We start from the raw sequence: 26,367 nt of genomic DNA, 5'->3' as shown, positions 1-26,367 counted from the left end.
ACGTAACACAAATCAGATAGGCGTTGCCTTTTATGGGAATGGTTTTGCACCCCGAGGGCGTGTTTTCCAAGTTTTCCGCCAGATTATGATCCCCCCCAGCCCCCCTTAAAAAAGGGGGGAGCCATAATCGCTCGTCCCCCTTTTTTAAGGGGGATAATGGGGGTACTCTTTCTTTCACTTTTTCCTTCCTTCACTACCATTGGGCCTAATCCTTATCCCTGAGGTTTTCTGTCGCTGATTGACCCACCCAGCTGGGTTCGTTTCACAATGGTTGCAATACCAACTCCTGTAACCGTTGTGATGACCGGTTGGATTTCACTTAGCACCATGGGCCACACCATATCAATGGCTACTTCGTGTATTCTATTTGATAGTTGACCTGACCCTCTTCATCAAACACGATCATGTATTCTTCATCTGATATGTCTATTCTGTATTCTTCGCTTACATCGACGTCTTGATTGATTAGGTCATCTTCCATGTATGTGATCTTCGCCGTTGATACCGGTGTCAATAATAATTCAATTCCTTTATCACCATAATCATGGGTAACATTTAATATGTCTCCTTTGGATAATGTACCAGAACAGCTGTCTTTGGGTAGTACACATGCAATTAGACTATCTGCCTTGGCAGGGGTGGCCCACAATACCATCCCCAACAACACTACCATCATGAACTGCACTACTTGTTTACCAGTCATTGGTTTTTCCTCTCTTTTTGTTCCTGTGCCTCCAATTACTTTATCAAGACATTTCCCATCAAGTCAATTTAATTGATATTTTTCAAACCCACGCCACATTATGATCCTCGCGCACCAAGATATATGGCAAATAATGTGGTTTAATTAAATCCTAACCAAACTTTATTTATTTTGCCTAAGCCGTATCTGATATTTGTAGGGCACCCCTAGCACCACAATAATGGATGAAAAAAAATTTCGATATAACCTTGAATTGGGTACTTTTTGCGGTGGGACAATACTACCATCTATAGCACCCATACATGACATTATTCAGCAACAATATGATTGTGTAGATATAGGACCGATGAAATGCTTAGTTATAAGTGGTTGGTTTACAAAAGCATTTGCCTTGGCTTCATTAATGAGATGCTCACTTCTTTATTCGAGTACCTTGTGGGAATTGACCGAAAAAAGCATCAGTGACAATTTTATTTGCTTTTGCGCTCACCACTAGAACTCCCATCGTTGAGTACACGTAATATTTGATTAATGTAGATGGTGCAGCAATAGAAACCGGTCGTGAAGCAGGCTGTGTATTGTTTTGAATTCCTTGCTTTGCTAATGAGCCAATAAGAAGGCAGTTAGCGCGAGTTGCTTTCTTTTTGCTTCTAATGCACGCTTGTTGCTGCCGAGCTTCTGCCATGATGCGATTTAACATAGGCACGACAATAGCCTCTTGGTGGCTAATTGCTGTAGATGAGCATAGTTCAACACATCAACCCACCGACCCTGTTAATGTCGCTGGTTTAATCTGATCAAACTTACGTTCAAAGGATACCCATAGATAGTGCCATTGGTCAATTTTGGTTTGGGCACCATTGAAAGCGGAACTACAAGGGCTGAACATCTTGTGCGATTGACCGTAGGTCACGCTACGCGAACGCAATTGCCCCTTTGATATTTCCTGCCTGATAGTTTTGTACTGCTCGTGGCCCTAATTAGTGAGCCATCCCGCACGCCTATTGCCGATGTCTGGCAGGTCAGACGATGGTGGCATTAAACAAAACCGCTTTTACAAGCGCAAATTCGTTCGGGACAATATCAATGGGCGGGAATTGCTCGGGAGACCGTGGAACGAATGGTTGAAAATATGACTCTGCTTTATGAGCGTGGTGCGCCCAGTGAGCGCATTGAGGCATATTTTAACCGCTGGTGGCGATGGGTGAAAGGTGGGATAAATTCGCAATTGCTGAGCGGATTTCCTTCTTGGCACACCCTTAGGTTGATCGGAATGTGCCAAGCCCCTGGTTCAGGGGAAGGGTGCCTGGGTGAGCTCAATGGTTGTTACGAGCAATCTGTCGATTTCGTCGCTCTAAGTTTCTCTTTGTCTTTCGGTTTATTTCACTTCTGCTGATTAATTGGTGAATAATTAAGTTCACCATCGATATCATATATCAGCCATTCGGTCGCTCCACTTGTATGTAGGATTTTTGGGGCATACAGGTCGATCAGGTTTTTACTACCATCTTGGAGGTTAATCAGATAATATGACGCTGACTTGTCTTTTGGGGTCAACTCCAGGAAATCCGGCTCATCAACATCTTCTGTATATATAGATAATCGCTCGTAGGGTGATAATAAACCTTCACAAGTATCATATGGCAAGAAACATGAATCGCTGTTTGCTTGGGCTGGGGTGGCAATCAATACCATCCCCAACAACATAACCATCAGGCACATCAGTTGTTTAATCGCCCTCATTGTTTTTTCCTCTGTTTTTTTTCTGTTTATGCTTTTCATGGAATCACATTTTTGACCGATATCAACACCGTCTTTCAAAATTTCTTTCACACTATCTACCCCAACCCCTTAATGGGGCGCATCTGCATCCACGGGCTCGTGATGCCAGGTGCATAGTCCCTTTCTTTCCTTAATTCCGCAACCCCTAATTATTAAGGTCTATAGATTGAAGCAGACATTCCCTGTTGACGTAATTGGTTAGCAAAAGCATTGGCCTTGGCTTCATTTTTGAATGCTCCCATCTGAATTCTCGCACCTTGTGGGAATCGACCCAAAAAAGCACCAGGTACAATTTTCCTAGCTTTTGCTAAACCACTAGAACTCCCGTCATTAAGTATCACGTAATATTTGATTTTGGTAGATTGAGACGGTGGTGGTGCAGTAGTTATCTTTCGGGTAACCACTGGCTGTTTAGGCAATGGTGCGGCAATCGAAACCGGTCTTGGAGCAGGCTGTGAATTGTTTTGAATTTCTTGCTTTGCTCTAGAGCCAATTTGATTCTGTACAGCAATTTGCTTACGTTTAGCTTCCACTTGAGCTTGTTGCCGCCGAGCTTGATCAACAATTCGATTTAACTTCTGACGCCAATGGCCTCGTGCTGGCAAATTGCTATTCTGAGCATAGTTTAACACATCAACCCAACGACCCTGTTCATAGGCTTGTTGAATCTGATCAAACTTTCGTTCAAAGGATATCCATTCATCATGCCATTGGTCAATTTTGGTTTGGGCACCATTGAAAGCGGGACTACTAGGCAGAACCTCTTGTGCGATCGCAATTGCCCCTTTGATATTTCCTGCCTGATACTTTTCCACTGCTCTTGCCAAAATTAGTGTGCCTTTATCTACCGGTTGTGCTGGTGTTGCCTGACGGGTCTGTGGTGACGATGGAGCCCTCCTGACCACAGGTTTTGGTTTTGGGTAAACTTTTTGCTTAGGAACCTTTCTCTTAGGAACATTTCTCTTGGGAGCAGTTGCCACCACTGGCTCAACCGTTGGTGCACAGTCAGTCAAATTTGTAAACACCCACCCGTTAACCGGTGAACTAATTTCTACCCAGCCAGGTTGTCCACTACCAGTTAGAACTAGACTGGTTCCCTGATTCACCTGACCAACTTTTGACCCGTTAGGCTCGGAGCGCACATTCAACCGACGACCAGTCACCTGGCAATTACCTGGGGCTGCTGGGGCTGGTGGCTCATATACCACCGGAGCTGAACGGCGATTGGGTGTACTCCTATTAGGAATTGGTTGCGCTATTCTAGGTGGTGACCAAGAGCTAGAACGCATCGAGTAGACCATACCAGCTATCGAGGAAGTAACTAGGGCAATGCCAGTGCCAATGATTAAAGACAAATTATCCGATCTATCCGCCTTAGTTGGAGGCAACGGAGAAGGTGCTGGTTTATGTGGGGGAGATTCCCTAAGAACATTTGCGTCCCAAGTTTTTTGCTCTGAGAACGGGGTTGGTACTTGCTCCGGTGGGAAGTTTTCTTCAACTGTAGGGATATTGTGAATTGAGTAGTAGCTTGGGGAATTGATGGAGTAAGCTTTTGAATTACTACTGAGTTTCTGTAAGTCTCGTAAAACCTGCGTACCCGACTGGTAACGGTCTTTGACTTGATAGCGAACCATTTTCGTAAGGACATTCGCCAATCCTCCACTCACTGACACCAGGGATTGCCAGTTAACTTCACCAGTTTTGAGGTCTTCCTGAAACTGATCTGGCACCATTCCAGTTAGTGCCTGAATCCCAATAATCCCTAGGGCATAAATATCACTGCTGGGACAGGGCTGACCCAAAGCCTGCTCACTGGACATATAGCCAGGAGTGCCTACTACCACAGTATGGTTAGTTTGTCTATAGGCACTAGCCAGCTCAGTTTGAACTTGCTTAACTGCACCAAAGTCCACCAACACTAACTTTTTATCAGCCGTGCGTCGGATCAGGTTGTCGGGCTTAATATCGCGATGAATCACACCGTGACGGTGGACAAATTCCAAAATACCTAAGACTTCCTGCAATAGCCCAATCACCTGTTTTTCCTGCCATCGGTGACCAGGGGACAACTCTTGGCTCAAGAGATGCCCTTCGATGAACTGTTGCACCAAGTAAAACTCATGGTCTTCTTCAAAGTAGGCAAGTAGCCGAGGAATTTGGTCATGATTTCCCAGCTTTTCAAGGGTTTCAGCCTCCCTGCTAAATAGCCGTCGAGCAGTTTCTAAAAATGTCTGAGAGCCATTGGGAGGCATTAGTTGCTTAACAACACAGCTTGGGTTACCTGGACGCTTCGTGTCCTTGGCTAAATAGGTTTTGCCAAATCCCCCGGAACCGAGGACTTGAGTCACTTGGTAACGCCCGTCCAGTAACTTGCCTAACATAGGATTGATGTGCCTAAGAGTTCACCATTAGAAGTTCAAAGCTCCCCACAAAGGGTGCAGGGTGCTAACTGTCTCATGTTTAACATACGCTGATCGGTATTATTGACCAGGAATGTGCCAATTTCTTTTTTGATTATCTGTAAGCTATCAGCATTCAGCTATCAGCTATCAGCTATCAGCTATGGGCTGAAGGCTGAAGGCTGAGGGCTATCAGCTATGGGCTGAAGGCTGAGGGCTATCAGTTATCAGCTATGGGCTATCAGCTATCAGCTATGGGCTGAAGGCTGACCGCTGAAGGCTGACCGCTGACCGCTGACCGCTGACCGCTGACCGCTGACCGCTGACCGCTGACCGCTGACCGCTGACCGCTGACCGCTGACCGCTGACCGCTGACTGCTTACGATTATCTGGTTATAGGATAGAGGAGATATCGGTATAGTATAAAGATCGACGGAGCTGGTCAGGAATAATTGCTATTTTATTTAATCGCTGGTAAGATAACACTCTTCAGGGGCTGTTTGGGAGTATATCAATGAAACCCTTATTTAAGGATACGCTTGCATGGGAACAAGCTCAAGTGCTTATGCAACCAGCATTTATTCGTATAATAGACCAAATTCGGCGACAGTTGGAGCCAACAAACTGGACAGTCACGTATAAAAATGTTAAGACACCCATACCAGGCTATGAGTTGTGTTTGGCACATCAAGATACTTCAGTAGCCATTAATATATGGGATTTGTGTTTCCAAGTCTGTTTTCGTGACTATAAGCCCACCCAGTCTGATTTAGAAACTCAGCCAGTAGAAATTGACTCAATGCTGATTGATCAGGCTGGTGAGGTGGATTGGCAGTGTTTAGATGCTAAAGCCAAACAGCTAGTAGAAGAAGTTGTGGCAGGCTTGCCACTGGTAGATTAGACCTCTTGCAAAAGTATTTTTCTGATAGTGTTTACGTCAATTCTTGTCCACTGTTCCCTGTTCCCTGTTCCCTGTTCCCGACTTCTGCAAGAAGTCTATTCTAATGACAAATGACCAATTACCAATCAAGAATCAAGAATTGCTAGATGTCCAGCGCCTGGCTGGCGCCAGGTTTGATTCAGTGGCTTCACGGATAATTCCAGTAAGCTTTGGCAATGATGCAGCAGGGATTCAAGCCGCCCGTCAGGGAGTTGCCTTGGTTGATTTTTGCCATTGGGGGTTGATAAAAGTATCTGGTGATGACCGACTACGCTATCTACACAATCAAAGCACCAATGACTTCCAAACACGACAGCCAGGCCAAGGCTGTCAGACGGTTTTTGTAACATCTACAGCTCGTACCATCGACTTAGCTACTGCCTATATCTTAGCAGATGCGGTGCTATTGCTAGTTTCTCCAAATTGCCGCCAGCAGATCATGGAGTGGCTGGATCGTTATATCTTTCCCATGGATCGAGTCGCATTGCAGGATGTATCTGAGGAGAATGCTGTTTTCTCCTTGATTGGACCGGTTAGTGATGCCCTCTTAACAGGCTTGGGTGTCGAGATATCAGGAGAAGATGCTAGTCACCAGCAACTGATGCTCGGGGATAATCAAGTCCGCATCGCTGTAGGGAGTGGCTTGGCAATGCCTGGATATACTGTAATTTGCCCTGCCGAGAATGCTGCCCAGGTTTGGCAGACCTTAACCACAGCAGGAGCAATCCCTATAGGCGATCGCGTTTGGGAACAGTTGCGTATCCAACAGGGACGCCCTGCGCCAGGTCATGAACTGACAGAAGATTACAATCCTCTCGAAGCTGGTTTGTGGCAAACCATTTCCTTTAGCAAAGGCTGTTACATTGGTCAAGAAACCATTGCGCGCTTGAATACCTACAAAGGAGTTAAGCAACGACTATGGGGTATCCGCTTAAGTGCTCCTACTGACCTAGGGAGCGCCATCACCATAGATGGGGAAAAAGTGGGCAAGCTCACCAGTTTGACGGAAACTGACCAGGGAGTGTTTGGTTTAGCCTATATCCGCACTAAGGCTGGTGGTGCAGGATTGAAAGTTCTCTTAGGGGACGTCGAAGGGGAAATTATGGCTGTACCTTGCTTAAGTCATGACTATTATGAGCCGAGCCCTTAGTAATCCCTGACTATGTAGCTTTTCCTTCGGAAACGTCTGTTGAAAAAAAATACGATGCGCGAGCATTGAGCCGCTAAGCGAACGCGTAGCAGAGCCAATTAACTGGCATCGCATTATATCACAAAGGTTGACACTCCCCGGTCATTACACACGGGGATTCTTAGTTCAACGAGCTGCCTTAAACCGCTATATCTTAATTTTTGACGTCGCCAAAAATTAAGCAATACTTAAACCGAAAACCCGTCAATACCAAGAATTCAGTTCAATTTACAGCAGACCCAGCGGGCAATTCTTCCTAAGCGTTTAGCTACTTACTGGGAGTGCCTTAAAAAGTCGGTTTCCTCCCTTTTCACTCGGTTTCGGCGTGCCCCGCCGTACCGTTCTCTTCTCAAAATGTGCAATGCTCGGGTTCACACACCAACGGTTGATTGATGGTTGGGTTTTTAGCGATGCAGCGCGGTCTTGGGGGTTTCCCCCATGAGCGACTGCATCAAGAAAGGAGGACTTTCCCTACCCTCCGGGCATTACTACTTTCAGGTCATGCAGTGGCGGGTCTGACTCCCGGTTGCGCCTCGGTTTTTCAGCCTGTACCCATATTTAAAGTATACTCTAGTGCATAACAATCGTCAACAGGCGGCTTTAGCCGCTATTCGCTTTCATCCCCGCTCGCTTTGTGACGGGGTTTTCAGCGGTTAGACTTCTATAAAAACAGACAAGAATCTAGATCAACATGCCTATCAACTCAGTATAATAGCGTTTCTGATAGTAATGAGGGAAAAAATTCTGTTTCCCTACTCCCTACTCCCTACTCCCTACTCCCTACTCCCTACTCCCTACTCCCTACTCCCTACTCCCTACTCCCTAGGACAAGTGACCTGACCCAGTTGAGAACTGCGATAAAATAAAAGACTAAAGCATTCACACTCCTCATTTGAGGACATCCAGCTTATGGCACTGCCAATTGTTGCAGTTATCGGACGCCCGAATGTGGGGAAATCAACCCTAGTCAATCGTTTGGCAGGGGTGACCGATGCTATTGTCCACAACCAGCCAGGAGTAACCCGCGATCGCACTTATCGCCCAGCTTTCTGGCAAGACCGAGACTACCTGGTTGTCGATACTGGCGGCTTAGTCTTTGATGACGATACCGAGTTCTTGCCCTTGATTCGAGAACAGGCAATGGCAGCGTTGAGTGAAGCTAGTGCAGCAGTATTAGTGGTGGATGGTCAAGCAGGACCGACAGCTGGAGATGAAGCGATCGCGCAATGGTTACGTCAACAACATGTGCCAGTGGTGCTAGCTGTCAATAAATGTGAATCGCCCCAGCAAGGAATTATCCTAGCCTCCCAGTTTTGGGAACTGAATTTAGGAGAACCCTTCCCGGTCTCAGCAATTCATGGCAATGGTACAGGAGAATTACTAGAGAAGCTGGTTACCTACCTGCCCAATGTAGACACTATCCCAGAAATCCCAGAGATTAAAGTCGCTATTGTCGGACGCCCCAATGTGGGAAAGTCGAGCTTATTGAACACCCTCACTGGGGAGAATCGCTCGATTGTTAGTCCAATTTCTGGCACCACTCGTGATGCCATTGATATGGTAGTAGAACGCTCAGCAGACCCGAACAAGGGTACGGAGGCCCAAACCTATCGGTTGATTGACACCGCTGGCATTCGCAAAAAGAAAAACGTTACTTACGGACCCGAATTTTTTGGTATTAATCGTGCCTTCAAAGCCATTCGCCGCTCAGATGTAGTGCTACTGGTGATTGATGCTATAGATGGCGTGACAGAGCAAGACCAAAAACTGGCAGGACGTATTGCTGATGAAGGGCGTGCTGCGATAATTGTAGTCAATAAGTGGGATGCCATAGAAAAAGATTCCTACACTATCTATGACTACGAAAAACAGGTTAAAGACCGACTGAGTTTTATCGAGTGGGCTGAAATCATCTTTGTCAGTGCCCTAACAGGTAAGCGGGTCGAAACAATTTTGGATTTAGTTGACACCGCTGCCAATCAACATCAACGTCGTGTCTCTACCTCTGTAATTAATGAAGTCTTACAAGAAGCCGTTAGCTGGTACACTCCTCCCACCAATCGCCAAGGACGTCAGGGCAAAATCTACTACGGTACCCAGGTAAAAACTAAACCCCCCACGATTGCCCTGTTTGTCAACGACCCCAAACGCTTCAAAGAGAACTACCGTCGCTACATAGAGCGTCAGTTCCGCCAACAATTAGATTTCACTGGTACACCAGTACGATTACTGTGGCGAGGTAAAAAAGTCCGTGATGGAGAAGAAGCTCAAATCAACCTCAATCGAGCTACCCGCGTGTGACAACTAACCCCCTCGACTACTGCCCCACTCAGCACTCACCACTAACATCATGGACTTATTGCGATCGCTTCCCATCGGACTTTACTTGGAACAACCCGTCACCTGGATGCATCACCTCGACTCCAGGGTAAAGATGTTTTGGTTGACCAGTTTTCTGATCGCACCCCTGTTGGCAAATCCCTACTGTCGGCTCGGGCTATCCTCGTTACTGATTCTAATCACCTTATCAGCTAGGATTCCCTGGCGGGTGTGGCGTCAGCAAATGGGTTGGTTGTTGATGGTAGCATGTTTTGTCTTCCTGATCACTACGATCGCTCCAGATGGTATGGCCATTGACCATCAAGTCAGACTACCTCCAGAACCTCAAGAGCTCACCCTACCTCAACCTAGTGACTACCGTTATGTCATCTGGAGTGGTAAAGCGTTTACTATGATTAGTGTTACTATTACTCGTCGCTCAATAGATTTAGCGGTCCGGATCAGCACAACTATATTTATCCTAGTTTACAGTTCCAGTCTCTTTCTGCTTACCACAGCACCAGAAGAAATTACCGCAGGTTTAGAAAGCTTAATCAAACCTTTACGGCGTTTGAATGTTCCGGTTACCGAAATTCTGCTGACCTTAACCCTTTCCTTGCGGTTTATCCCCCTAGTGCTCGAAGAAGTACAGAATTTAGGTCGTTCCATACGCACTCGTGCTATCAACTGGAAAAAACTCGGTCTGAGCCGAAGCCTACAAGTTTGGTTAATGGTTGCGGAAAAGCTTCTGGAAAATCTGCTGTTACGGGCTGAGCAAATTGCTAGTGCCATGACTGTCAGGGGATTTACTAGTCCCAATGAGCATCAAGTGCAGTGGCATCAACTGCGCTTACGCTGGTGTGATTGGTTAGCACTGGCAAGTTTACTAGTATTTTGGGGAGTAAGATTAACCTGGGGTTGGAAAATTTGAATGTTTTGCGAAAAACATAGCTATGGTTTAATCATGGTAACTTAAAGCAATCCCTAGGCTTGAAAACCGGGGAGAGCAGTCAAGATGTGTATCTCAGCCATCACTGTCAAGAGCTTGTGAGTATGACAAATCAATCACCGTCCGAGCGGACATCACCCCCAACACCTCCTCAGCCAAGCCGCAAACCGATTCTAGAGTTAGATGAATTACTGGCAATTATCGTAGCCTTTGCCACTATTGGTCTAATTATCTTTTGGGGCACGAGGGGCAACCGGGGAAAATTTAGCTTAAAATCCCTTGAGTCTGCCATAGCATCATCTGAGTCAACTGAGTCAACGGGAGAACTATCACTATTCCCAAGTGTTAAATCAATCACGGGTGGGGATAAGTCATCATCTGCGCTCTCCTCATCCTCCAAATCAAGAACGAGTTCTTGGTTCAGGGGATATTCACCTGATTCAAGCACCGGTTTAATGCTCGGGTCAGCTCAAGATAACTCACTAGAGGAGTCAGGAACTAATCCATTCCTGGGACTATTCTCATCGGGGTACTCATCCACAGGATATCCCGACCGCACCATGGCTAAGGGCAAAGCCGGATCAGATGGCGCTACTGAAGGTAGCACAGGTCCTGACAAAGCCGGATCTTCATCACAAACTATCCCTATAGATGTTAGCGATTTCCGCTCGATTCAACTAGCAGAGGTTCCTAATAATCATTGGGCAAGTCCTTTCATGATACCTCTAGCTAGGGACAAGGTATTAATTATCTTACCTAATCAGAAATTTCAACCCAACAGACCGGTGACACGGGCAGAGTTGGCTGCTCAAATTCAAAAAGTGTTTAAAGAGCAGAAGAAGCGACAACGAGTAAATTACAAGGATAGACCTACTGATCAATCAGCCTCTAAAGCAATTGATGAAGCTACTGAAACTGGCTTTATGTCAGGATATCCTGGAGAGAAGTTCCGTCCTGGGCAAAAGGTTCCTCGTGTACAGGTTTTGGTTAGCCTGATTAGTGGTCTTAATCTTCAACCCTCATCCGATCCAGCAAAAACCTTACAGATTTACCGAGATAAGGATCAGATTCCTGAGTGGGCGATTGAGAAAGTAGCAGCAGCAACAGAAGCGGGTATAGTTGTTAACTACAGTGACAAAACCTTACTCAGACCCAATGAACCTGCTACTCATGCTGAGATGGTGTCTATGCTTTATCAGGCTTTGGTCAAATCAGATAGGGCTCAAGGGGTTTCCTCTCCATATATTGTAGCTCCACAATGACATCCTCCCTCGTTAAATCGGAGATTATAACGTTCGCGTAGCGGCTCCTACGGAGCTGGGATTCCTAAACCTCACGACTTAGGTTTACTGCTTTTGCGGCACTTATCTAGGCTGTTACCAACCCCTGACAGTACGCCTACACAGTCAATTTCATCTACGACCTGCCCGACCGCAGCGATACCGCGTTGACAAATCACTTGGGCTGCTGCAACATCTCTATCTGATTCGTAACCACATTCAGAACATATGTGAACCCGTTCAGATAAGTCTTTCTTGCCTGAATGGGTTCCACAGTTTGGACAAATTTGACTGGTGTATTTGTAGTCAACCTTGTCAAAATACACCCCCCTTTTCCAGCACACCCAAGCCAGAATATGAAAGAACTGACCAAACCCAGCATCAAGGGTGTGTTTCCCTAACATCCCTTTTGCCCAAGTTCTAAAATCTAAGTCCATGTCCTTCGGACAGGCTTCGCCAACAACAAATATCATGCCAGCTTGGTCACATAAATGATGAGCCAGTTTAAAGTGAAAGTCTTTTCGGGTATCCGATATTTTTTGATGGTGTCTGGCAATTTTATGATTGAGTTTGTGTCTATTTGCAGACCCTTTTTTCTTCAACTTCAATCTACGTTGTAGCAATTTCAGCTTACTGTGTAGTTCGTTCAAGAATCTAGGACGCTCTATCAACTCATAATCAGAAGTTGCTAGAAACTTGTTTAACCCAACATCAATCCCCAATGGATGACCCCATGCCGGTGTATCAGGAACACTGATATCACTCTGGAGTGCCAACATGGCAAAATAACCACTAGCTCTTCTAACTACCCTGACTTGCTTGATTTTGAATCCCTCTGGAATTGATCGTGATAATCGCATCTTAACCCTTCCAATTTGGGGTAACTTAATCCAATCATTACTAACAGGATTAGTTTTGAACTGAGGAAAAACAAATGAACGCATTCGATACTTATTTTTGAATCGAGGCAATCCATGTCCTTGCCTTTTCATGCTCGTGAATGCTTTGTCCAGTGTCTTAAGCACTTGTTGTAGGACTTGTGCATTGATACTTTTTAGTTCGGGGTTATACTTTTTAGCTTTGGTTAAACTTGCTGACTGTTTTTTATAACCTGGATATGTGTTATCCGCTGGAATAATGTACTCTTTTTCAAGAGAGCAATAATTTAGTGAACACTTCCTACTGTTGTGCCAGTCCTTTCTTTCACGTAATGCAAAATTCTACACCTTTCTACAAACCGCCAACATATCCTCAATGATGGCGATTTGTTCTTTTGTCGGAACTAGCTTGTACTCGTAGTTTAGTGTCAACATAATTCTAGTTTAACATAAGTCTATCGAAATGTTGCTACTTTGTTAGAATCACAAAAACCTAAGCTTTCAAAGGTAACGCTATCGCGTTGTTAATTTATTGGTCGTGATTCATGAGGGGCTGTCGCTGGAATTTACTTCCAGGGTTTATAAGCCCCGTCTCACCGCTATAATCTTTGATTTAGCGGTGAGATGAATCACGACATTACAGATAGAATTATCCGATCACAGATCAGGTATAGCACTACGCATTCAGATGTTTGACATTGTCTTGATGCAGTCGCTCATGGGGGTTTCCCCCAAGACCGCGCTGCATCGCTCCTAAACTCCGAAACCTAGTCCTAGCTTACTTTTGAGTTCTGACGCAAGAACCTTGCTGACTTGCGCGTAGCGCTATAATTAGGCGATCAGGGAAGGTTGACCTGAAATCTTGCACTTATCCCAATAACCAGCCAGGAACTTAGAGCCCACCGCAAGTCAATTCAGTCCTCTTGCCTAGAAATCATCTAATGGAGTTTATTGATTAGCCCGGAGTTAAAACTCCGGGCGATATTTTTTATGGGAATAGAGGGAACAGACCACAGGGAAAAGAGCACTGGAAAAAAATCCTGTGTACCTCATAACTATCAGAAACTCTTGTCAACCATCAAGGCAACCGTTAACTATCAACCATTGTGTTAATGCAGTCGTTGATGGTTTGAGTTCTGTATGCGATCGCACCTTGTCAGCCCCCTGGAAATCCCCACAGGTAGGCGCACCCGTCGCTACCACAGTGCTCTGACAGGTATCCCAATTGGGGTTCGAGGAGGAGTTGTCACATTTGGCTGTACAGGAGTGGAAATGAAAGTTCTCCGAATACGGTTGATCCGTTCGATACGCCTCTGTTGGAGAGACTCTAACACCTCGGTAACACTACTGGTAACCCTGCGAGTCTCTGAACTCGCCAAATCACTTGAACTAACCACATTAACGATACGATTCCCAGCCATCAAGACTTCCTTACCTTCTGTCAAATGCAATTGCCTGAGCTTGGAAGTCGGTAGCCAAACAGTTTTGCTGTCACCGTTGTCAAGCTTAACCTTTACCATATTGCCAACGATACTCTTGATAGTACCTTTGTCAAGCTCTTGCCCCCGATCTTGTTTGAGGATCCGGTTTTGGGCTTGTTCACCCATTGGGTTAGCCTTAGCGGGAGCCATAGCAAGGGTACACAGCAGCAGTGACAAAGTAGTCCCTGTCCAGACATTCAAGTTTTTAATTTTGAGCATCAACTTAATTGATATTTCTGTTAATCGAAGAATTTCAAATTAACGAATCTACTGTAAAATCTACGGAAATCATAGATTTTTTCCGGAATAGTTTATCAGTATATTTACTAATATTGGTTTATCCAAACATCACTCATGGCCTGAGTGTTAAAGTTTTTGCTAATGTTGCTTTTCAAGTATATTAAAGTGATGTTATAAAGTTGTTATAACTAAAAAATAATTAAGAATGGTGAGAGGTAAATTGCTATCTCGGAGCTTAATGCTACTCTGCTTGAGTATAGTAATTCCAATACTTCATGAGCAACAGCAGGTAGCTGCCTCTGAAAAAACCAGTAGTCCTGACGCTACTACCAAAGAGGTTTTACATCAAAATCAATTGCCTGGAATTGAAACCCCAAAATTGCCACCCCTTGGAGACCCGGATATATATCTTCCTCTAGAAGAAGACATCCCAGCAGAGGCTACTCAAATTACTCGTTTGGTAATTAAATTGAGTGAACGTCGTGTTTATGTCTATCAAGCGGCTCAAGTGCTAAACACTTACCCAATTGCCATTGGTAAAGCGGGTTGGGAAACACCAACAGGCAATTTTGAAGTGATCCAAAAGCTTCAGGATCCAGCTTGGGAGCATCCCTGGACAGGTGAAGTAATTCCTCCAGGGCCGAATAATCCCCTTGGCGATCGCTGGATTGGTTTTTGGACAAATGGGAAGAATTATATTGGATTTCATGGAACAACTGCTGAGGAACTCGTCGGACAAGCTGTTTCTCACGGTTGCATCCGAATGCTCAATAAAGATGTCCGAGATTTATTTGAAAAGGTGGCTATAGGAACACCGGTAATCGTACAGCCTTGACATCCTCTGCCGGAATAGGTTAATCCCCATAATATCAAGTCAGGTTGAATACCCATAATTAGAGGGAGGGTGGGAAGTTTGGGAAGTGTGGGGAGATGGGGAGATGGGGAGATGGGGAGATGGGGAGATGGGGAGATGGGGAGATGGGGGAGATTTTTATTAAGGGTAATTATCCCGACATGATATAACTAGAGAGTCGAGCCCCTAGCTCTTCATAATTAATTATTAATTTTTAAGATAGCGATTAGTTAAATAGAACCCACGCTTAGGGCACTCCCAATTGATTTGCGCTCAACTAACCAATGGTGAAATTATTGGCCCTCTCCCCCGACTTCTGGTCTGTTGCTCCACTTCCGGTGTTGGAGAGTTTCACAACTCAAATCCGATTGTTATAGTTATGATGGTGTAGGTTAAACTAACCGAAAACTATCTAGAGAAACTATCTAGAGAAAATATTAAGGTCAGCACCCCCCTGTTGCCTAGACGGGGCTTCAAACCTCCGAGGCTAGGTAGCAGGGTGAAAACCGCACTTGACGTTCGTTTTTCCGACCCGGCCCCCCATAAAGGGGGTTTCCAAACTTCAAACTTGTTTTTTATGAGTAAATCAATAATTGAGTTAGTTGATGAACTGTCAACAGATAGCCTAACCGTAAAAATCCTGAACGCACTGGATTTTGTGATCCCAGGTGAGTGGGAAAACCTAGTGGGGTTTAACCACACCATTCGCAAGCTAACTGGGGAAGAGGATTACGAGGTGATTACGAAAATTCGCGATCGCGCCCTCGCCATCTACGAAGACCCGAATGAGGGATACCAAAAAGCCGTTGGGATTTATCAAAAGTTTGACAGAACTGACAAAGCGATCGCAGCAGCAGCTTTAGCTGACAAAGTCGGGGATGCCTTTAGGTGGATCCCGTTTTTAGAGAAACTGACTCCTAAAGCGGACAAGCTTCAGGGGCTTGACTTGGGTCTGAAATTGGTGGGGGAACTACTTGCCCATAGCAAAATTCACAAGGTTGGCTTGAATCCCTTTGAATTTGCCAGTTCTATCCAGGAGAACTATGATAAAGCTGCTCTGATGCGGATGGTAGCTTTAGTGTGCATTGATGGGGTAATCCCTCTTGGTGCAGACTTCGTGTCTAAAGTACGAAATACCCTGGAAGAAGGAGATCAATCATCCTTTTCCAATAATGATGAGTTTGAAGCCATCAAGGACTCAATCCCAGATGACGATCAACAGGGATTCATTACTCAAACCTTTGATGCAGTTGGTGGCTGGATGGATAATCTAGTATCCTCTGTTGGATTAAGCCGTGATTCACTCTCCGACAGTCTCGGGGGTTTTGTAGAAATTGCTGATGACAAGTTAGACTATGTGGCGGCATTTCTAGACGCTAGTACTAACTACTATGAGCATACTGGCATTCAAACCGTTGCGCGTCATTTAATTCTTCGTGCTGCTGAAGAAATTGACTAGGGTAGTGGTAACTGCTCACCCTAAATGACCAGTGATTAGTATAGACGTTCCATGGAACGTCTATACTCAAAAAGGTGCAAAATGTTCAATAGAATAGTACTAGAATAATATGTACTAGAATAATACTTATAATACTTGAATAAAATTTTCATCCCATCAAGTTGAGTACTGACCTTGAAAATGCTGCAATACAAAGTTTCTAAGCTAACTGAATCCCCTAACTTTGTATTAGTTGCTGCTGGATTAATTATTGCTTTAGCGGTAACAGGCTGTGAGCAATGGCATTCATCTGACGGGATAAGTAGACCAACACCAGACAATTTTCCTACTCGTACCTTACCGAGACCGAACCCTAGCCAGTCGCCGCCAGGGATAAAGCAAGTTTTGTACGTGGATTCTGAGCAGGGTACAGACACCGAAAACGCTGGTCTAAGCACTGCTAATCCCTTCAAAACCATTACCTATGCCTTAAAGCAAGCTCGTCCCTTAGCTACTATCCAGGTAGCGCCAGGTCAGTACACCGTTGAACAGGGAGAAACCTTTCCCCTTAAACTCAAACCTGGCATGATTCTCCAGGGAAACAAGTCCGCTAGAGGTGAAGGAGTAGTGATAATTGGTGGGGGTCTTTACCTCAGTCGCACTTGGGCAGGTCAGAATGTAACGATATTGGCAGCTCAAGATGCTCAGATTCTGGGACTAACTATTACTAATCCTAATACCAGAGGGAGTGGTGTGTGGGTAGAATCCACCAATCCCATCATTAGTAACAATACCTTTATCAATAGCCATCGGGAAGGAGTGTTTGTTAGTGGTAAAGGAAACCCTCTGATTGAAAATAATCGTTTTGCCAATAACCAAGGAAACGGTATTTCTGTAACTCGGGAAGCAACAGGAGAAATCCGGGGCAATATTATTGAGCAAACCGGTCATGGTTTGGCGATAGGGGGCAACAGTTCACCCTTGGTAGTAAATAATCAGATTCGTGACAACATTGACGGGGTAGTGATTGAAGGGTCTGCACGTCCTGTGTTGCGCGAGAACCAAATTATCAACAATAGTAGGGATGGCTTGGTAGCGATTAGCCAATCTCAGCCAGATTTAGGCACTGCTAGTACTCCTGGAAATAACCTTTTTGAAGGCAATGAGCGTTATGACATTTACAATGTTACTGGCAAAAAGCTATTAGTAATTGGTAATCAGCTCAAAGGGGATGGGGTTGCTGCACTGCTAGAAGCTCAACCAAGTTCTCCTGAATTTCCTGTAGACTTTGACGTTAATTAGTTTGGCTCAGTATGCTCCCTAAGCAAAGCCGATTAGATTAGGGTTATTGTAAGCATATGCCCTACAGATGGTGCTACTTGATGTGCCGTCAGCTGTCAGCTGTCAGCTTTATGAATCCCTGACATCAGACCTAACAGAAATTAAACTTTTGCTTACCTGTTTTATTCAAAAGCACCTCAAGTAGCGTGCCCAAGCCCCCATAATATCAAGTCTGGTTGAATACCCATAATTAAGTGGCGGAGGGTGGGGAGATGGGGAGATGGGGAGATGGGGAGATTTTTATTAAGGGTAATTATCCCGACATGATATAAGCACCTCAAGTAGGGTGGCCTTCGCGTAGCGTGGCCAAATGCCAAGGCATTTGGCTAATAGCTGATAGCTGATAGCTGATAGCTGATAGCTGATAGCTGATAGCTGATAGCTGATAGCTGATAGCTTACGGATTATGTTCATACTTTCTTCACAATTGACATTTATAATTGTGTATGTTTTCGTGAGAGAAGTTTATAGTTAAAAAAACTGAAAATGGGTCAATCAATTATTGAATTAGTTGACGAACTTCCAACGGATAATATAACCGTAACAGTACTGAATGTCCTGGATTTTATTGTTCCGGGGGAATGGGAAAATCTCGTCGGTTTTGACAATACAATTAGCTCAGTTACAGGGGAAACAGATCCAGATGTGATTGAGTCAATTCGCGCCCGCGCCCTTGAGCTGTACGAAGACCCTGATCAGGGATACCAAACAGCTATCTGGATTTACCAAACTCTTGACAATACTGACACAGCGATCGCAGCAGCAGCTTTAGCTGACAAAGTCGGGGATACCTTGAGTTGGATCCCATTCTTAGACAAACTGACTCCCAAAGCTGACACCGTTCAATCTGTTGATTTGAGTATAAAACTCGTCGGAGAACTGATCGCTCATAGCAAGATTCACGGCCTTGGCTTTAATCCGGTAGATTTTGCTGCTTCTGTGACAGAAAACTATCATAAGGAAGCTCTGATGCGGATGGTAGCCTTAGTTTGCATCGATGGTCTAATTCCTCTCGGTGTTGACTTCATCTCTAAAGTCCGAAATAGCCTGGATGAAGGAGGGGAGTCCGCTCTAGCAGATAATCCTGCCTTTGAAGCCCTCAGTGACTCAATTCCTGAATCCGATAAACAGGGATTTATCAGTAACACGTTTGACGCAGTTGGTGACTGGATGGATAATTTAATTTCCTCTACTGGGTTAAGCCCTGAGTCACTGTTTGAGCGTCTGGGTGGCTTCATAGAAGTTGCTGATGACAAGTTAGACTATGTAGCGGCATTTCTAGATGCTAGCACCAATTGTTATGAGCATACTGGGATTCAAACTGTTGCTCGTCATCTGATTCAGCGGGCAGCTCAAGATATTTGAGATTAAGTGCAACATTTAACCTCTCTAAACCTACCCATCAGCAGGAATGATCTGTATAGCACCAGGTGAAAACCTGGTGGTTGTTGCCGACAAAGCGCGGATCATTATGTTCCGCGCGCCATTCCAATCCCGTGGTAAAGAGAAGCCACATTTTGGGCATTGGAATTTTTTACTGCCGCCTAATTTTTCGTGAATTTGACCACATTCTGGGCAAGTTTTACTAGTGTAAGATTCGTTAACTAAGACAACCTTTACATCATGACGATCTGCCATTTGAGTTAAGTGCTGGCGAAATTTGTAATGACTCCAGGTCAGCATATTGCGAGCTGTTTTCTTGTTTAACTTTCTGGCTGACTTGACGACCATTTGAGATGTTTCAAATGTCGGCAAAAAGATAAGTTTGTAATTGTTAATTAGAAAAGAAGCTGACTTGTTATGGCAGTCCTTAACGAGGTCTTGAATCTTTTGACGTAAACGATGGGCAGCTTTCCTCATTGCTGCGCTTTGGCGCACGCTTCGCGAACGTCTCTGCCTTTTTGCAGAGCTTAAGTCAATGCGACTCATTAACCGATCTAGTTGCTGGCAAAGTCTTTGGATTCTACCAATGTCGCTCCTACCTATCTCAATATAGTGTTCACCATCAAACCCAGTAAGGAATGTTCTAATACCTGGATCTAAGGCTATGACCTTATCCTCTTCAGTAGGAGTAGGTTCAATGTATTCAGGAAAAATTCCGTACCATTTACCTTTCACCCAAACTAGTTGAGTACCGTAAATGCACTCACTAGGGAAACCTTGAGGTGAACGGAATGACAAACCCTTAACTTTTGTTGGGTACCAGTAGCCTTTTTTGAAGTTTCCGGCCTTGAATTTAATCACCTGACTTGTTTCTCGGCAAGACTTGAATTTAGCGAAACCTCTGTTAGCTTTAGCTTGCTTGACTGCGTCGATCGCATCTGCTACAGCTTCTTGTAACTGATGGCCAGGTAATGTTTTCACCCACTCGGGTCTATCAGCCTTCCTGGCTAGTTTCTGTAAGTCATAGGCACTACCTTGGTAGCCGTTTTTGATTGTAGCTATTGACCAGTTATAGATCCAACGATAAGCATTGAGCCAATTTTTCCAAACTTTATGAAGTTCTTTAGATGGAAACACCCTGATCTTCAAGACACTGTTTGGTGTCAACTTCACTGTCTGGTTCCGAGGTTTTTTCTTGTACCGCTTTCGTGACTTGTTTTTGGTATTTTCGGAGTCCGTAAAGCCTAGCAGAGAAACAGTGGAGGATGGACAAGATATCTTCAACGAGCTCTTGTTCTGGGGATAACTTGCGTTCATTGAGAACCACGAGCTTGACTCCACTTTTTTGACATAACCATTCAAGTAACGGGAATCCAAATCTGACCGCTCTGTCTGAATAGGCCACGACAAATGCTGAGATATCAGAGCAGTATATTCGTTCCAGTACTTTGAGGAACTTTCTCCGTTTAAAATTGAGTCCCGATCCAACTTCTGTAACAATTTCCGCGTCTGGGTATTTTGAGCGTAGAAATTGAGCTTGTCTGTCGAGGTGATCTCCCTGGGAATGGGTAGAGACTCTTGCATAACACACAATCGGCTTACTTTGCGGAGCTTCTCCTTCGACGCAGAACCTTCGTTGGTTTCCTTGAGTTCTGATGCTGTCGAGCTTACCGTCTGTGTCCCATCGTCTAAGGGTTGTGATCGAGACCCCGTAGTGCTGAGCCGCTTCCTTTGGGGTGACATACTTTTTCATGAGTCTTTAACCTCTACAAACCTAGTCTATCTTAGTTGATGATTATTGACAAGGTTTGCCGAGATATTAGGCTAATAGTTACGCCTCTGGTTAATCACTTATCAAATAATCCCTAAATTTTGGGTAAGCAGTCAGCTATCAGCTATCAGCGTGTCGCGTATCAGCTATCAGCTAATGGCCTACAGATGGTGCTACAGATGGTGCTACAGATGGTGCTATCAGCTATCAGCTGACGGCTGCATGCTTACTACCGAGACTTTGAATTCGATAAAATCTCGAACTATTAGGTGGGACCCGTGGTGAATTTAATTCTTAATGGGTCAAGCGCACCTTTAAATTCTCCCAAATGAGGTTTATTTTAAGCTGACCGCTGACCGCTGACTGCTTACAATTTTGTTAATTGGGATGAGGTAATGGGGAATCAATAAGATGACCATTATTCCCCATTGCCCCAGTATCCATTATCCATGAAATATAGCGCTACGCGCAAGTCAGAACTCAGAAGTCAGAAGTCAGAAGTCAGCTATGACTAAGTTTCGGAGTTTAGGAGCGATGCAGCGCGGTCTTGGGGGAAACCCCCATGAGCGACTGCATCAAGACAATGTCCTAATCTGAATGCGTAGTGCTATATAAAGATTATTTTTGAATTTATTTTTGAATTTATTTTTGCCTATTTATTTTTGTTTGTGGCGTCTATGGTTTCTTTTACGGGTTAAATTCAAACGTTTCACCATTCTATCGACTGTAGAACGACCAATTAAAACTCCCGTTTCTTCCGCTAACCAAATCCGGAGTTCATCTAAGGTAGCATCATTGTTTTTGATGACAAGATCTCGGAGAATAGCTAATTGATCTGGGGTAAGTTTTATCGGAGTTTGTTTAGTTCGAACTTTGGGAGCAATATTTCCGGTTTCTCGATACTGTTTGAGTAATTTTTGAACAAAGCTTAAGGCAACATTAAACTGTTGAGCAAGCTTACGTTGAGAGATATTGCCTTGATTATAAGCATCAATAATTTTTTGTCTAAGATCAACAGAGTAGGCTTTCATGGTTCTTGAGCAGAATTATCTGAGGTATCCTCATTGTACCTGACTAGCTTGGGAAACGCCAGCTCCGATTGCCTTAACATTCGAGGCTGGTAAGCATTCAGCCGTCAGCTGAATGCTTACCAGCCTTTGAATCAGCGATGCAGCAAGGGAACAGGGGAGGTCACATTACCTGAACTTGCTAATGGTGCTTGAGATGACCGTGAGCCAGTGCCGACCTGTGGGGGTTCCCCCCATGAGCAACTGGCGTGGTTTCCACGGGGCAAACAGCGGTGCGGACGCAGGTGACCCACACAGACCCAAAACCACTCGCTATTGGATCAAGACAACAGGTAAGCATTCGAATAATGCTGAGTTACGGAATGCTAACGGCTTAATGCTGACGGCTGAATGCTGATGGCTGAATACTGACGGCTGAATGCTGACGTTGTAAAGTAATGTAAAAGTAGTTAGATGATCAAAGAGCAGACACTAGCAGCTGGGTGGTTCAAAGCACGTTTATGATGCAATATCGAAGATTTGGGCGTACAGAGTTACAGATGCCAGTCTTTTCCTGTGGTGGTATGCGATACCAGTTCAAGTGGCAGGATGTTCCCAAGGAGCAAATTCCCCGAGATCATCAACAGAATTTGGAAGCAACAATCCGCCGTTCTCTAGAGCTTGGCATTCATCACATAGAAACTGCTCGTGGCTATGGTACTTCTGAGATGCAATTAGGAGAGATTTTGCCCAAATTTCCCCGAGAACAACTGATTGTTCAGACTAAAGTTACTCCTAAGCCTGACCCCAAAGAGTTTCGCCGTAAGTTTAATCAATCCCTCGCTTTCCTACAACTTGACTATGTTGACCTACTGGGAATCCATGGGATTAATACCCCTGAGTTGCTAGATGACACTATCCGTCCCGGTGGTTATTTAGATGTGGCCCGACAGCTTAAAGCAGAGGGTAAGGTACGGTTTATTGGCTTCTCCACCCATGGTCCTACAGATGTAATTGTTAACACCATTGAAACCGACCAGTTTGACTACGTTAACCTGCACTGGTATTACATTAATCAATCAAATTGGCCTGCTATTGAAGCCGCTACTCGTTACGATATGGGGGTGTTCATCATTAGCCCTTCCGATAAAGGGGGTATGCTCTATAAACCACCACAACGGTTAGTGGAACTTTGTGCTCCCCTTAGCCCAATGGTGTTTAATGATTTGTTTTGTTTGAGCCATCCCCAGGTCCATACCTTGAGTCTAGGCGCATCTCAACCATCAGATTTTGATGAACACCTCAAAGCTGTAGAACTTCTGGAGCGCTCAGAGGAAATATTAGCACCGATTTTAGAGGGTTTGGAGTCAGAAGCGATCGCAAAATTGGGAGAAGACTGGTTCCGAAGTTGGCACATTGGTTTACCCACCCATTCAGAAACCCCAGGCGGTATAAATATTCCAGTGATTTTGTGGTTGAGGAATTTAGCGATCGCGTACGATCTGGTAGAGTATGCGAAAATGCGGTACAACCTCTTAACTAATGCGGGTCACTGGTTTCCTGGTGCCCCAGCCAATCGGGTCAGAGAATTAGACCTGAGCCAATGTTTGCGTAAAAGTCCTCATGCTGATCTAATACCAGCTTTTCTGGAAGATGCCCATAACTTATTAGGGGGTGAACCAGTCAAACGCCTATCTCAACAATAATTAATGGGTTTTAACAACTCTAGCGCTATAAAAGTGTCAACTAAAAAGCCGTCCTAGAAGGACGGGGCTTTAAACCCAAAATTTTTGGTAACCATTCAGCGTGTCGCGTATCAGCTATCAGCTAATGCGCTACAGATGGTGCTACTTGAGGTGCTTATGGGCTATGGGCACGCTAATGTTCGCGCAGCGTGCCCATAGCCCATGTTTTTGAATAAAATAAGCTGAGTGCTGACCACTGACGGCTGAATGCTTACTTAATTTTTAAGTGTTAATTGGCTATCAACCTAGAAATATCCAGAAAGATAAGTATTCAAACTGACACGACCTTAATTTTTTTGTGTAGATTTTTTAAGAACTTTCGGAATCTCTGTGATCACTCGTGAAGCAATCTGTGGTGGAGTCTCCCCAGAATATTCACAGATGTGAAGGTCAGCTAATTCATAAAGACTCCGTCTTTGGTCAAGAATTTTCTGCAATTCTAAACCAGGATCAGGTTTCTGTAATAAGGGGCGAGTGGTATCCTCTTGCAAGCGTTCGATTAACATTGCCACAGGTACATCCAACCAGACCACCAGACCATAATGCAGATAACTCCAATTCTGGGGTTTCAGCACAATACCGCCTCCTGTAGCAACGATCAATTGCTGATAAGCCGATAGTTCCGATAGTACTTGAGTCTCTAGCTGTCGAAAGGTCTCTTCACCGTCGTCAGCAAATATCTGGTTAATCGTTTTACCTGCAATTTGCTCAATCAGGGCATCGGTATCACAAAAACCATAGCCTAGCTCACTAGCTAGTAAACCTCCAACAGTAGTTTTGCCAGCGCCCATCATGCCAATCAGAAAAACATTGATGCCCTTCAACAAGTCATTCACGCATGCCCTCCCCAGTTTAATCAGTGATTACCCTTAGTTCACCTAATCAACCGTACCACTATAGGATTCCCACTGCGAGACAGCCTTTCACATTTATGCTACTATTTACAATAGCTTCATCTAAACTTCATCCCAAAAAAAGCGATGTACCGTGGTTTTGCGGAGCCAGTGAGGCCAAAGGGGGTGCCCACTGGGCTTACTAAGGTGCTCCCGTAAGCCTTAGCACACAGCCCCTCCCTATGAGCGACTGGCGTGGTTTTCCTCATCTGCGACTGCATCCAGAAAACGGGAGCTTGGAAACCGTCATCATTTATGTGGCTATGTGGCGGAGGAAGCAAGACAAGGCGGTTAAAACCGCCGTGATTATAAAAGTAGCCAGAAGCTTAGGCTTAGGCCTAAGCAGACTGGGTAAGCGGTGTTTGACCACCGTAAGCCTGGTCATGCTTTGGACTGCATGCAAGTCCAAGCTTGGCACGAGGGTAAAATAATCCCCGGTTCTTTAGACCAGGGAGACTCAAATATGTGTAACACATAGTTTCTAATCCCTGGCACTCAACTACCTGATGAAGCAGCTGATTTCGGTGTCTCACAAAACTATCCCACTAGTGAAACAGATAGTTAAACCGATCTACTGGTTTTCACTAGTGGTCACTCCATCTAAAGTAGGGGTAACAAAGTAAATGTTGCTAATTCGTGACATTGTCAAACAAGCTCTCACCACCGGTTATCTAACCATAGAAGCCGAGGATAAATTACGCAGGATGCTCCATCAAAAACATAAAAAGTACGATTTGGCAGATCTTGATGCCTTTATGGCCTTACAGGAAGCCGCTATGACTGGTCGCGTGAGGCAACAATCTCGCGAACAAATGAATCATTAGCCAAATGGATCATTGAGTAATTATCTAACAATGACAGCCAAGGAGTGACCTTTCACTACCTTGGCTGCTATTGTATTGCTAGTTATAAAAAAATCAACCGTCAGTAAGGCTTGTGACAGTTATTCAAAGTCTTCATCATCCTCAAACCCCCAGTCCTCTTCTTCTTCATCCTCTTCAGACTGCTTAGCTACCGTCTTGTAAGGTGGATTAATTACTCGATACTTGGCATCGTAAACTGTTTCGGATTTACCAACACCTGAATTGCCAGGTTTCCGATAACTATAGGAATAAACAGAGTCACTTTGCTCACTACTTTCGGGTTCTTCGCTCAGGTCATAGCTAGCGGGATCCCCTTTAGTGGTGTGTGAGGTCGAATCTTGCTTAACCCCTTGGCGACCTGATGAAACTCGATCTGAATTCTGATCTTCCTCAAAGTCCCACTCTTGACTACTACTTTCTTCCCAATCTGAGACCGGATCATCTTTTGACTTTTGTTTCGAGGCCGGACGCTTACGAGTTTTATCCTGCCTCATCTCGGTTTGATAACTTTCACGACGGCTATATTCAGAAAATAATGGCTCGTTGTCTGGTGATTCAGAATTTCGACGAGAGTAACCCCAAGCCAGGTAATTGGGGAGTCGTAGGCTGATGCTGGTTAGAACCCCAGCTCCAACCGCACCAACAATCCACAAGGCTAGAGGTAGAGGTGGTGTCTTCATGTTTAGAAAGACTAACGGTAGCACTGGCAACCAATTATCAACAACAAACAGTGCTAATCCACCTATTACCAAACATAAGAATATAATAATCCTAAACATAAACCAAGGGCTTGAAGGTTACAGGTTAAAGGTTGAGGGGTGATGAAAATTTATCAGCATAGGTCCGGCTCAAGGCAGAAAAGTCTGACGATTTATCCTCCTACTACTTCCTCTTTGAAATCTGCCCTATTTTC

23 protein-coding genes and 1 pseudogene are annotated in these 26,367 nt (G+C 44.7%); 12 read left to right on the top strand and 12 right to left on the bottom strand.

Features of this window, described 5'->3' with window-relative positions; all coding sequences use genetic code 11:
- Positions 1 to 349 precede the first annotated feature (349 nt).
- The 4 genes from F6J90_RS15670 to F6J90_RS15655 all read right to left on the bottom strand — a co-directional run bounded on the left by F6J90_RS15670 (position 350) and on the right by F6J90_RS15655 (position 4,866).
- Positions 350 to 703 (bottom strand): hypothetical protein, encoded by a 354-nt coding sequence (locus tag F6J90_RS15670; protein ID WP_293095208.1) that lies wholly within the window; start codon positions 701 to 703, stop codon positions 350 to 352.
- Positions 704 to 1,115: 412 nt separating this feature from the next.
- A complete protein-coding gene (locus F6J90_RS15665) occupies positions 1,116 to 1,388 on the bottom strand; it encodes a hypothetical protein (RefSeq protein WP_293095206.1) in 273 nt (90 codons plus the stop codon).
- 698 nt (positions 1,389 to 2,086) lie between these two features.
- Positions 2,087 to 2,536, bottom strand: a complete 450-nt coding sequence (locus tag F6J90_RS15660; RefSeq protein ID WP_293095203.1) for a hypothetical protein — start codon at positions 2,534 to 2,536, stop codon at positions 2,087 to 2,089.
- Between the two features lie 101 nt (positions 2,537 to 2,637).
- Complete coding sequence (locus F6J90_RS15655; protein WP_293095201.1) at positions 2,638 to 4,866, bottom strand: protein kinase; 2,229 nt, start codon at positions 4,864 to 4,866, stop codon at positions 2,638 to 2,640.
- Positions 4,867 to 5,398: 532 nt separating this feature from the next.
- Here F6J90_RS15655 and F6J90_RS15650 point away from each other — a divergent pair.
- The 5 genes from F6J90_RS15650 (at position 5,399) to F6J90_RS15630 (ending at position 11,543) form a co-directional block, all read left to right on the top strand.
- Entirely contained in the window at positions 5,399 to 5,785 is a 387-nt protein-coding gene (locus tag F6J90_RS15650; protein ID WP_293095198.1) for a hypothetical protein, read from the top strand.
- A gap of 103 nt (positions 5,786 to 5,888) precedes the next feature.
- Positions 5,889 to 6,974: a folate-binding protein gene (locus F6J90_RS15645; protein WP_293097795.1), complete on the top strand. Its 1,086-nt coding sequence runs from the start codon at positions 5,889 to 5,891 to the stop codon at positions 6,972 to 6,974.
- Between the two features lie 948 nt (positions 6,975 to 7,922).
- Complete coding sequence (der, locus tag F6J90_RS15640; RefSeq protein ID WP_293095195.1) at positions 7,923 to 9,314, top strand: ribosome biogenesis GTPase Der; 1,392 nt, start codon at positions 7,923 to 7,925, stop codon at positions 9,312 to 9,314.
- A gap of 49 nt (positions 9,315 to 9,363) precedes the next feature.
- Entirely contained in the window at positions 9,364 to 10,263 is a 900-nt protein-coding gene (locus F6J90_RS15635) for an energy-coupling factor transporter transmembrane protein EcfT (protein WP_293095192.1), read from the top strand.
- A gap of 122 nt (positions 10,264 to 10,385) precedes the next feature.
- Complete coding sequence (locus tag F6J90_RS15630; protein WP_293095189.1) at positions 10,386 to 11,543, top strand: S-layer homology domain-containing protein; 1,158 nt, start codon at positions 10,386 to 10,388, stop codon at positions 11,541 to 11,543.
- 71 nt (positions 11,544 to 11,614) lie between these two features.
- On the opposite strand, the pseudogene F6J90_RS15625 reads toward F6J90_RS15630, so the two are convergent.
- Together F6J90_RS15625 and F6J90_RS15620 are read right to left on the bottom strand one after the other, a co-directional pair.
- Positions 11,615 to 12,874: pseudogene (locus F6J90_RS15625) on the bottom strand (transposase).
- A gap of 761 nt (positions 12,875 to 13,635) precedes the next feature.
- The gene (locus tag F6J90_RS15620) at positions 13,636 to 14,139 is read right to left on the bottom strand and encodes a hypothetical protein (RefSeq protein WP_293095186.1); all 504 of its coding nucleotides are present in this window, start codon (positions 14,137 to 14,139) and stop codon (positions 13,636 to 13,638) included.
- A 226-nt stretch (positions 14,140 to 14,365) separates the two neighbouring features.
- Here F6J90_RS15620 and F6J90_RS15615 point away from each other — a divergent pair, with 226 nt between their 5' ends.
- The 3 genes from F6J90_RS15615 to F6J90_RS15605 all read left to right on the top strand — a co-directional run bounded on the left by F6J90_RS15615 (position 14,366) and on the right by F6J90_RS15605 (position 17,753).
- Positions 14,366 to 14,995, top strand: coding sequence for a L,D-transpeptidase (locus F6J90_RS15615; protein ID WP_293095183.1), 630 nt, complete (start codon positions 14,366 to 14,368; stop codon positions 14,993 to 14,995).
- A gap of 595 nt (positions 14,996 to 15,590) precedes the next feature.
- A complete protein-coding gene (locus F6J90_RS15610; RefSeq protein ID WP_293095180.1) occupies positions 15,591 to 16,472 on the top strand; it encodes a hypothetical protein in 882 nt (293 codons plus the stop codon).
- A gap of 180 nt (positions 16,473 to 16,652) precedes the next feature.
- On the top strand, positions 16,653 to 17,753 hold the full coding sequence (locus tag F6J90_RS15605; protein WP_293095178.1) for a DUF1565 domain-containing protein: 1,101 nt from the start codon (positions 16,653 to 16,655) through the stop codon (positions 17,751 to 17,753).
- Positions 17,754 to 18,035: 282 nt separating this feature from the next.
- Here F6J90_RS15605 and F6J90_RS15600 read toward each other — a convergent pair whose 3' ends face one another.
- Positions 18,036 to 18,206 carry a hypothetical protein gene (locus F6J90_RS15600; RefSeq protein WP_293095175.1) on the bottom strand — a complete coding sequence of 57 codons (171 nt, stop codon included), beginning with the start codon at positions 18,204 to 18,206 and terminating at the stop codon, positions 18,036 to 18,038.
- A gap of 72 nt (positions 18,207 to 18,278) precedes the next feature.
- On the opposite strand from F6J90_RS15600, the gene F6J90_RS15595 reads away from it, so the two are divergent.
- Positions 18,279 to 19,157: a hypothetical protein gene (locus F6J90_RS15595; RefSeq protein WP_293095172.1), complete on the top strand. Its 879-nt coding sequence runs from the start codon at positions 18,279 to 18,281 to the stop codon at positions 19,155 to 19,157.
- 30 nt (positions 19,158 to 19,187) lie between these two features.
- On the opposite strand, the gene F6J90_RS15590 is transcribed toward F6J90_RS15595, so the two are convergent.
- The 3 genes from F6J90_RS15590 to F6J90_RS15580 all read right to left on the bottom strand — a co-directional run bounded on the left by F6J90_RS15590 (position 19,188) and on the right by F6J90_RS15580 (position 21,977).
- A complete protein-coding gene (locus F6J90_RS15590) occupies positions 19,188 to 20,312 on the bottom strand; it encodes a transposase (protein WP_293095169.1) in 1,125 nt (374 codons plus the stop codon).
- Positions 20,299 to 20,928, bottom strand: a complete 630-nt coding sequence (locus F6J90_RS15585; protein ID WP_293095167.1) for an IS607 family transposase — start codon at positions 20,926 to 20,928, stop codon at positions 20,299 to 20,301. The genes F6J90_RS15590 and F6J90_RS15585 overlap by 14 nt, the downstream gene beginning before the upstream one ends.
- A gap of 674 nt (positions 20,929 to 21,602) precedes the next feature.
- Positions 21,603 to 21,977 carry a transposase gene (locus tag F6J90_RS15580; protein ID WP_293095164.1) on the bottom strand — a complete coding sequence of 125 codons (375 nt, stop codon included), beginning with the start codon at positions 21,975 to 21,977 and terminating at the stop codon, positions 21,603 to 21,605.
- 232 nt (positions 21,978 to 22,209) lie between these two features.
- On the opposite strand from F6J90_RS15580, the gene F6J90_RS15575 reads away from it, so the two are divergent.
- A complete protein-coding gene (locus tag F6J90_RS15575) occupies positions 22,210 to 22,371 on the top strand; it encodes a hypothetical protein (RefSeq protein WP_293095161.1) in 162 nt (53 codons plus the stop codon).
- 106 nt (positions 22,372 to 22,477) lie between these two features.
- Entirely contained in the window at positions 22,478 to 23,659 is a 1,182-nt protein-coding gene (locus F6J90_RS15570) for an aldo/keto reductase (protein ID WP_366513804.1), read from the top strand.
- Positions 23,660 to 23,985: 326 nt separating this feature from the next.
- Here F6J90_RS15570 and F6J90_RS15565 read toward each other — a convergent pair whose 3' ends face one another.
- The gene (locus F6J90_RS15565; protein WP_071105227.1) at positions 23,986 to 24,534 is read right to left on the bottom strand and encodes a shikimate kinase; all 549 of its coding nucleotides are present in this window, start codon (positions 24,532 to 24,534) and stop codon (positions 23,986 to 23,988) included.
- A gap of 680 nt (positions 24,535 to 25,214) precedes the next feature.
- Here F6J90_RS15565 and F6J90_RS15560 point away from each other — a divergent pair.
- Entirely contained in the window at positions 25,215 to 25,415 is a 201-nt protein-coding gene (locus tag F6J90_RS15560; protein ID WP_008190624.1) for a hypothetical protein, read from the top strand.
- A 119-nt stretch (positions 25,416 to 25,534) separates the two neighbouring features.
- Here F6J90_RS15560 and F6J90_RS15555 read toward each other — a convergent pair whose 3' ends face one another.
- Complete coding sequence (locus F6J90_RS15555) at positions 25,535 to 26,206, bottom strand: hypothetical protein (RefSeq protein ID WP_293095154.1); 672 nt, start codon at positions 26,204 to 26,206, stop codon at positions 25,535 to 25,537.
- Positions 26,207 to 26,367: the final 161 nt, after the last annotated feature.

Origin of the sequence: Moorena sp. SIOASIH, from assembly GCF_010671925.1 — a bacterium.
GTDB lineage: Bacteria > Cyanobacteriota > Cyanobacteriia > Cyanobacteriales > Coleofasciculaceae > Moorena.
Note: the sequence above shows the minus strand (reverse complement) of the source record. Positions and strands in the feature narration are given on the sequence as shown.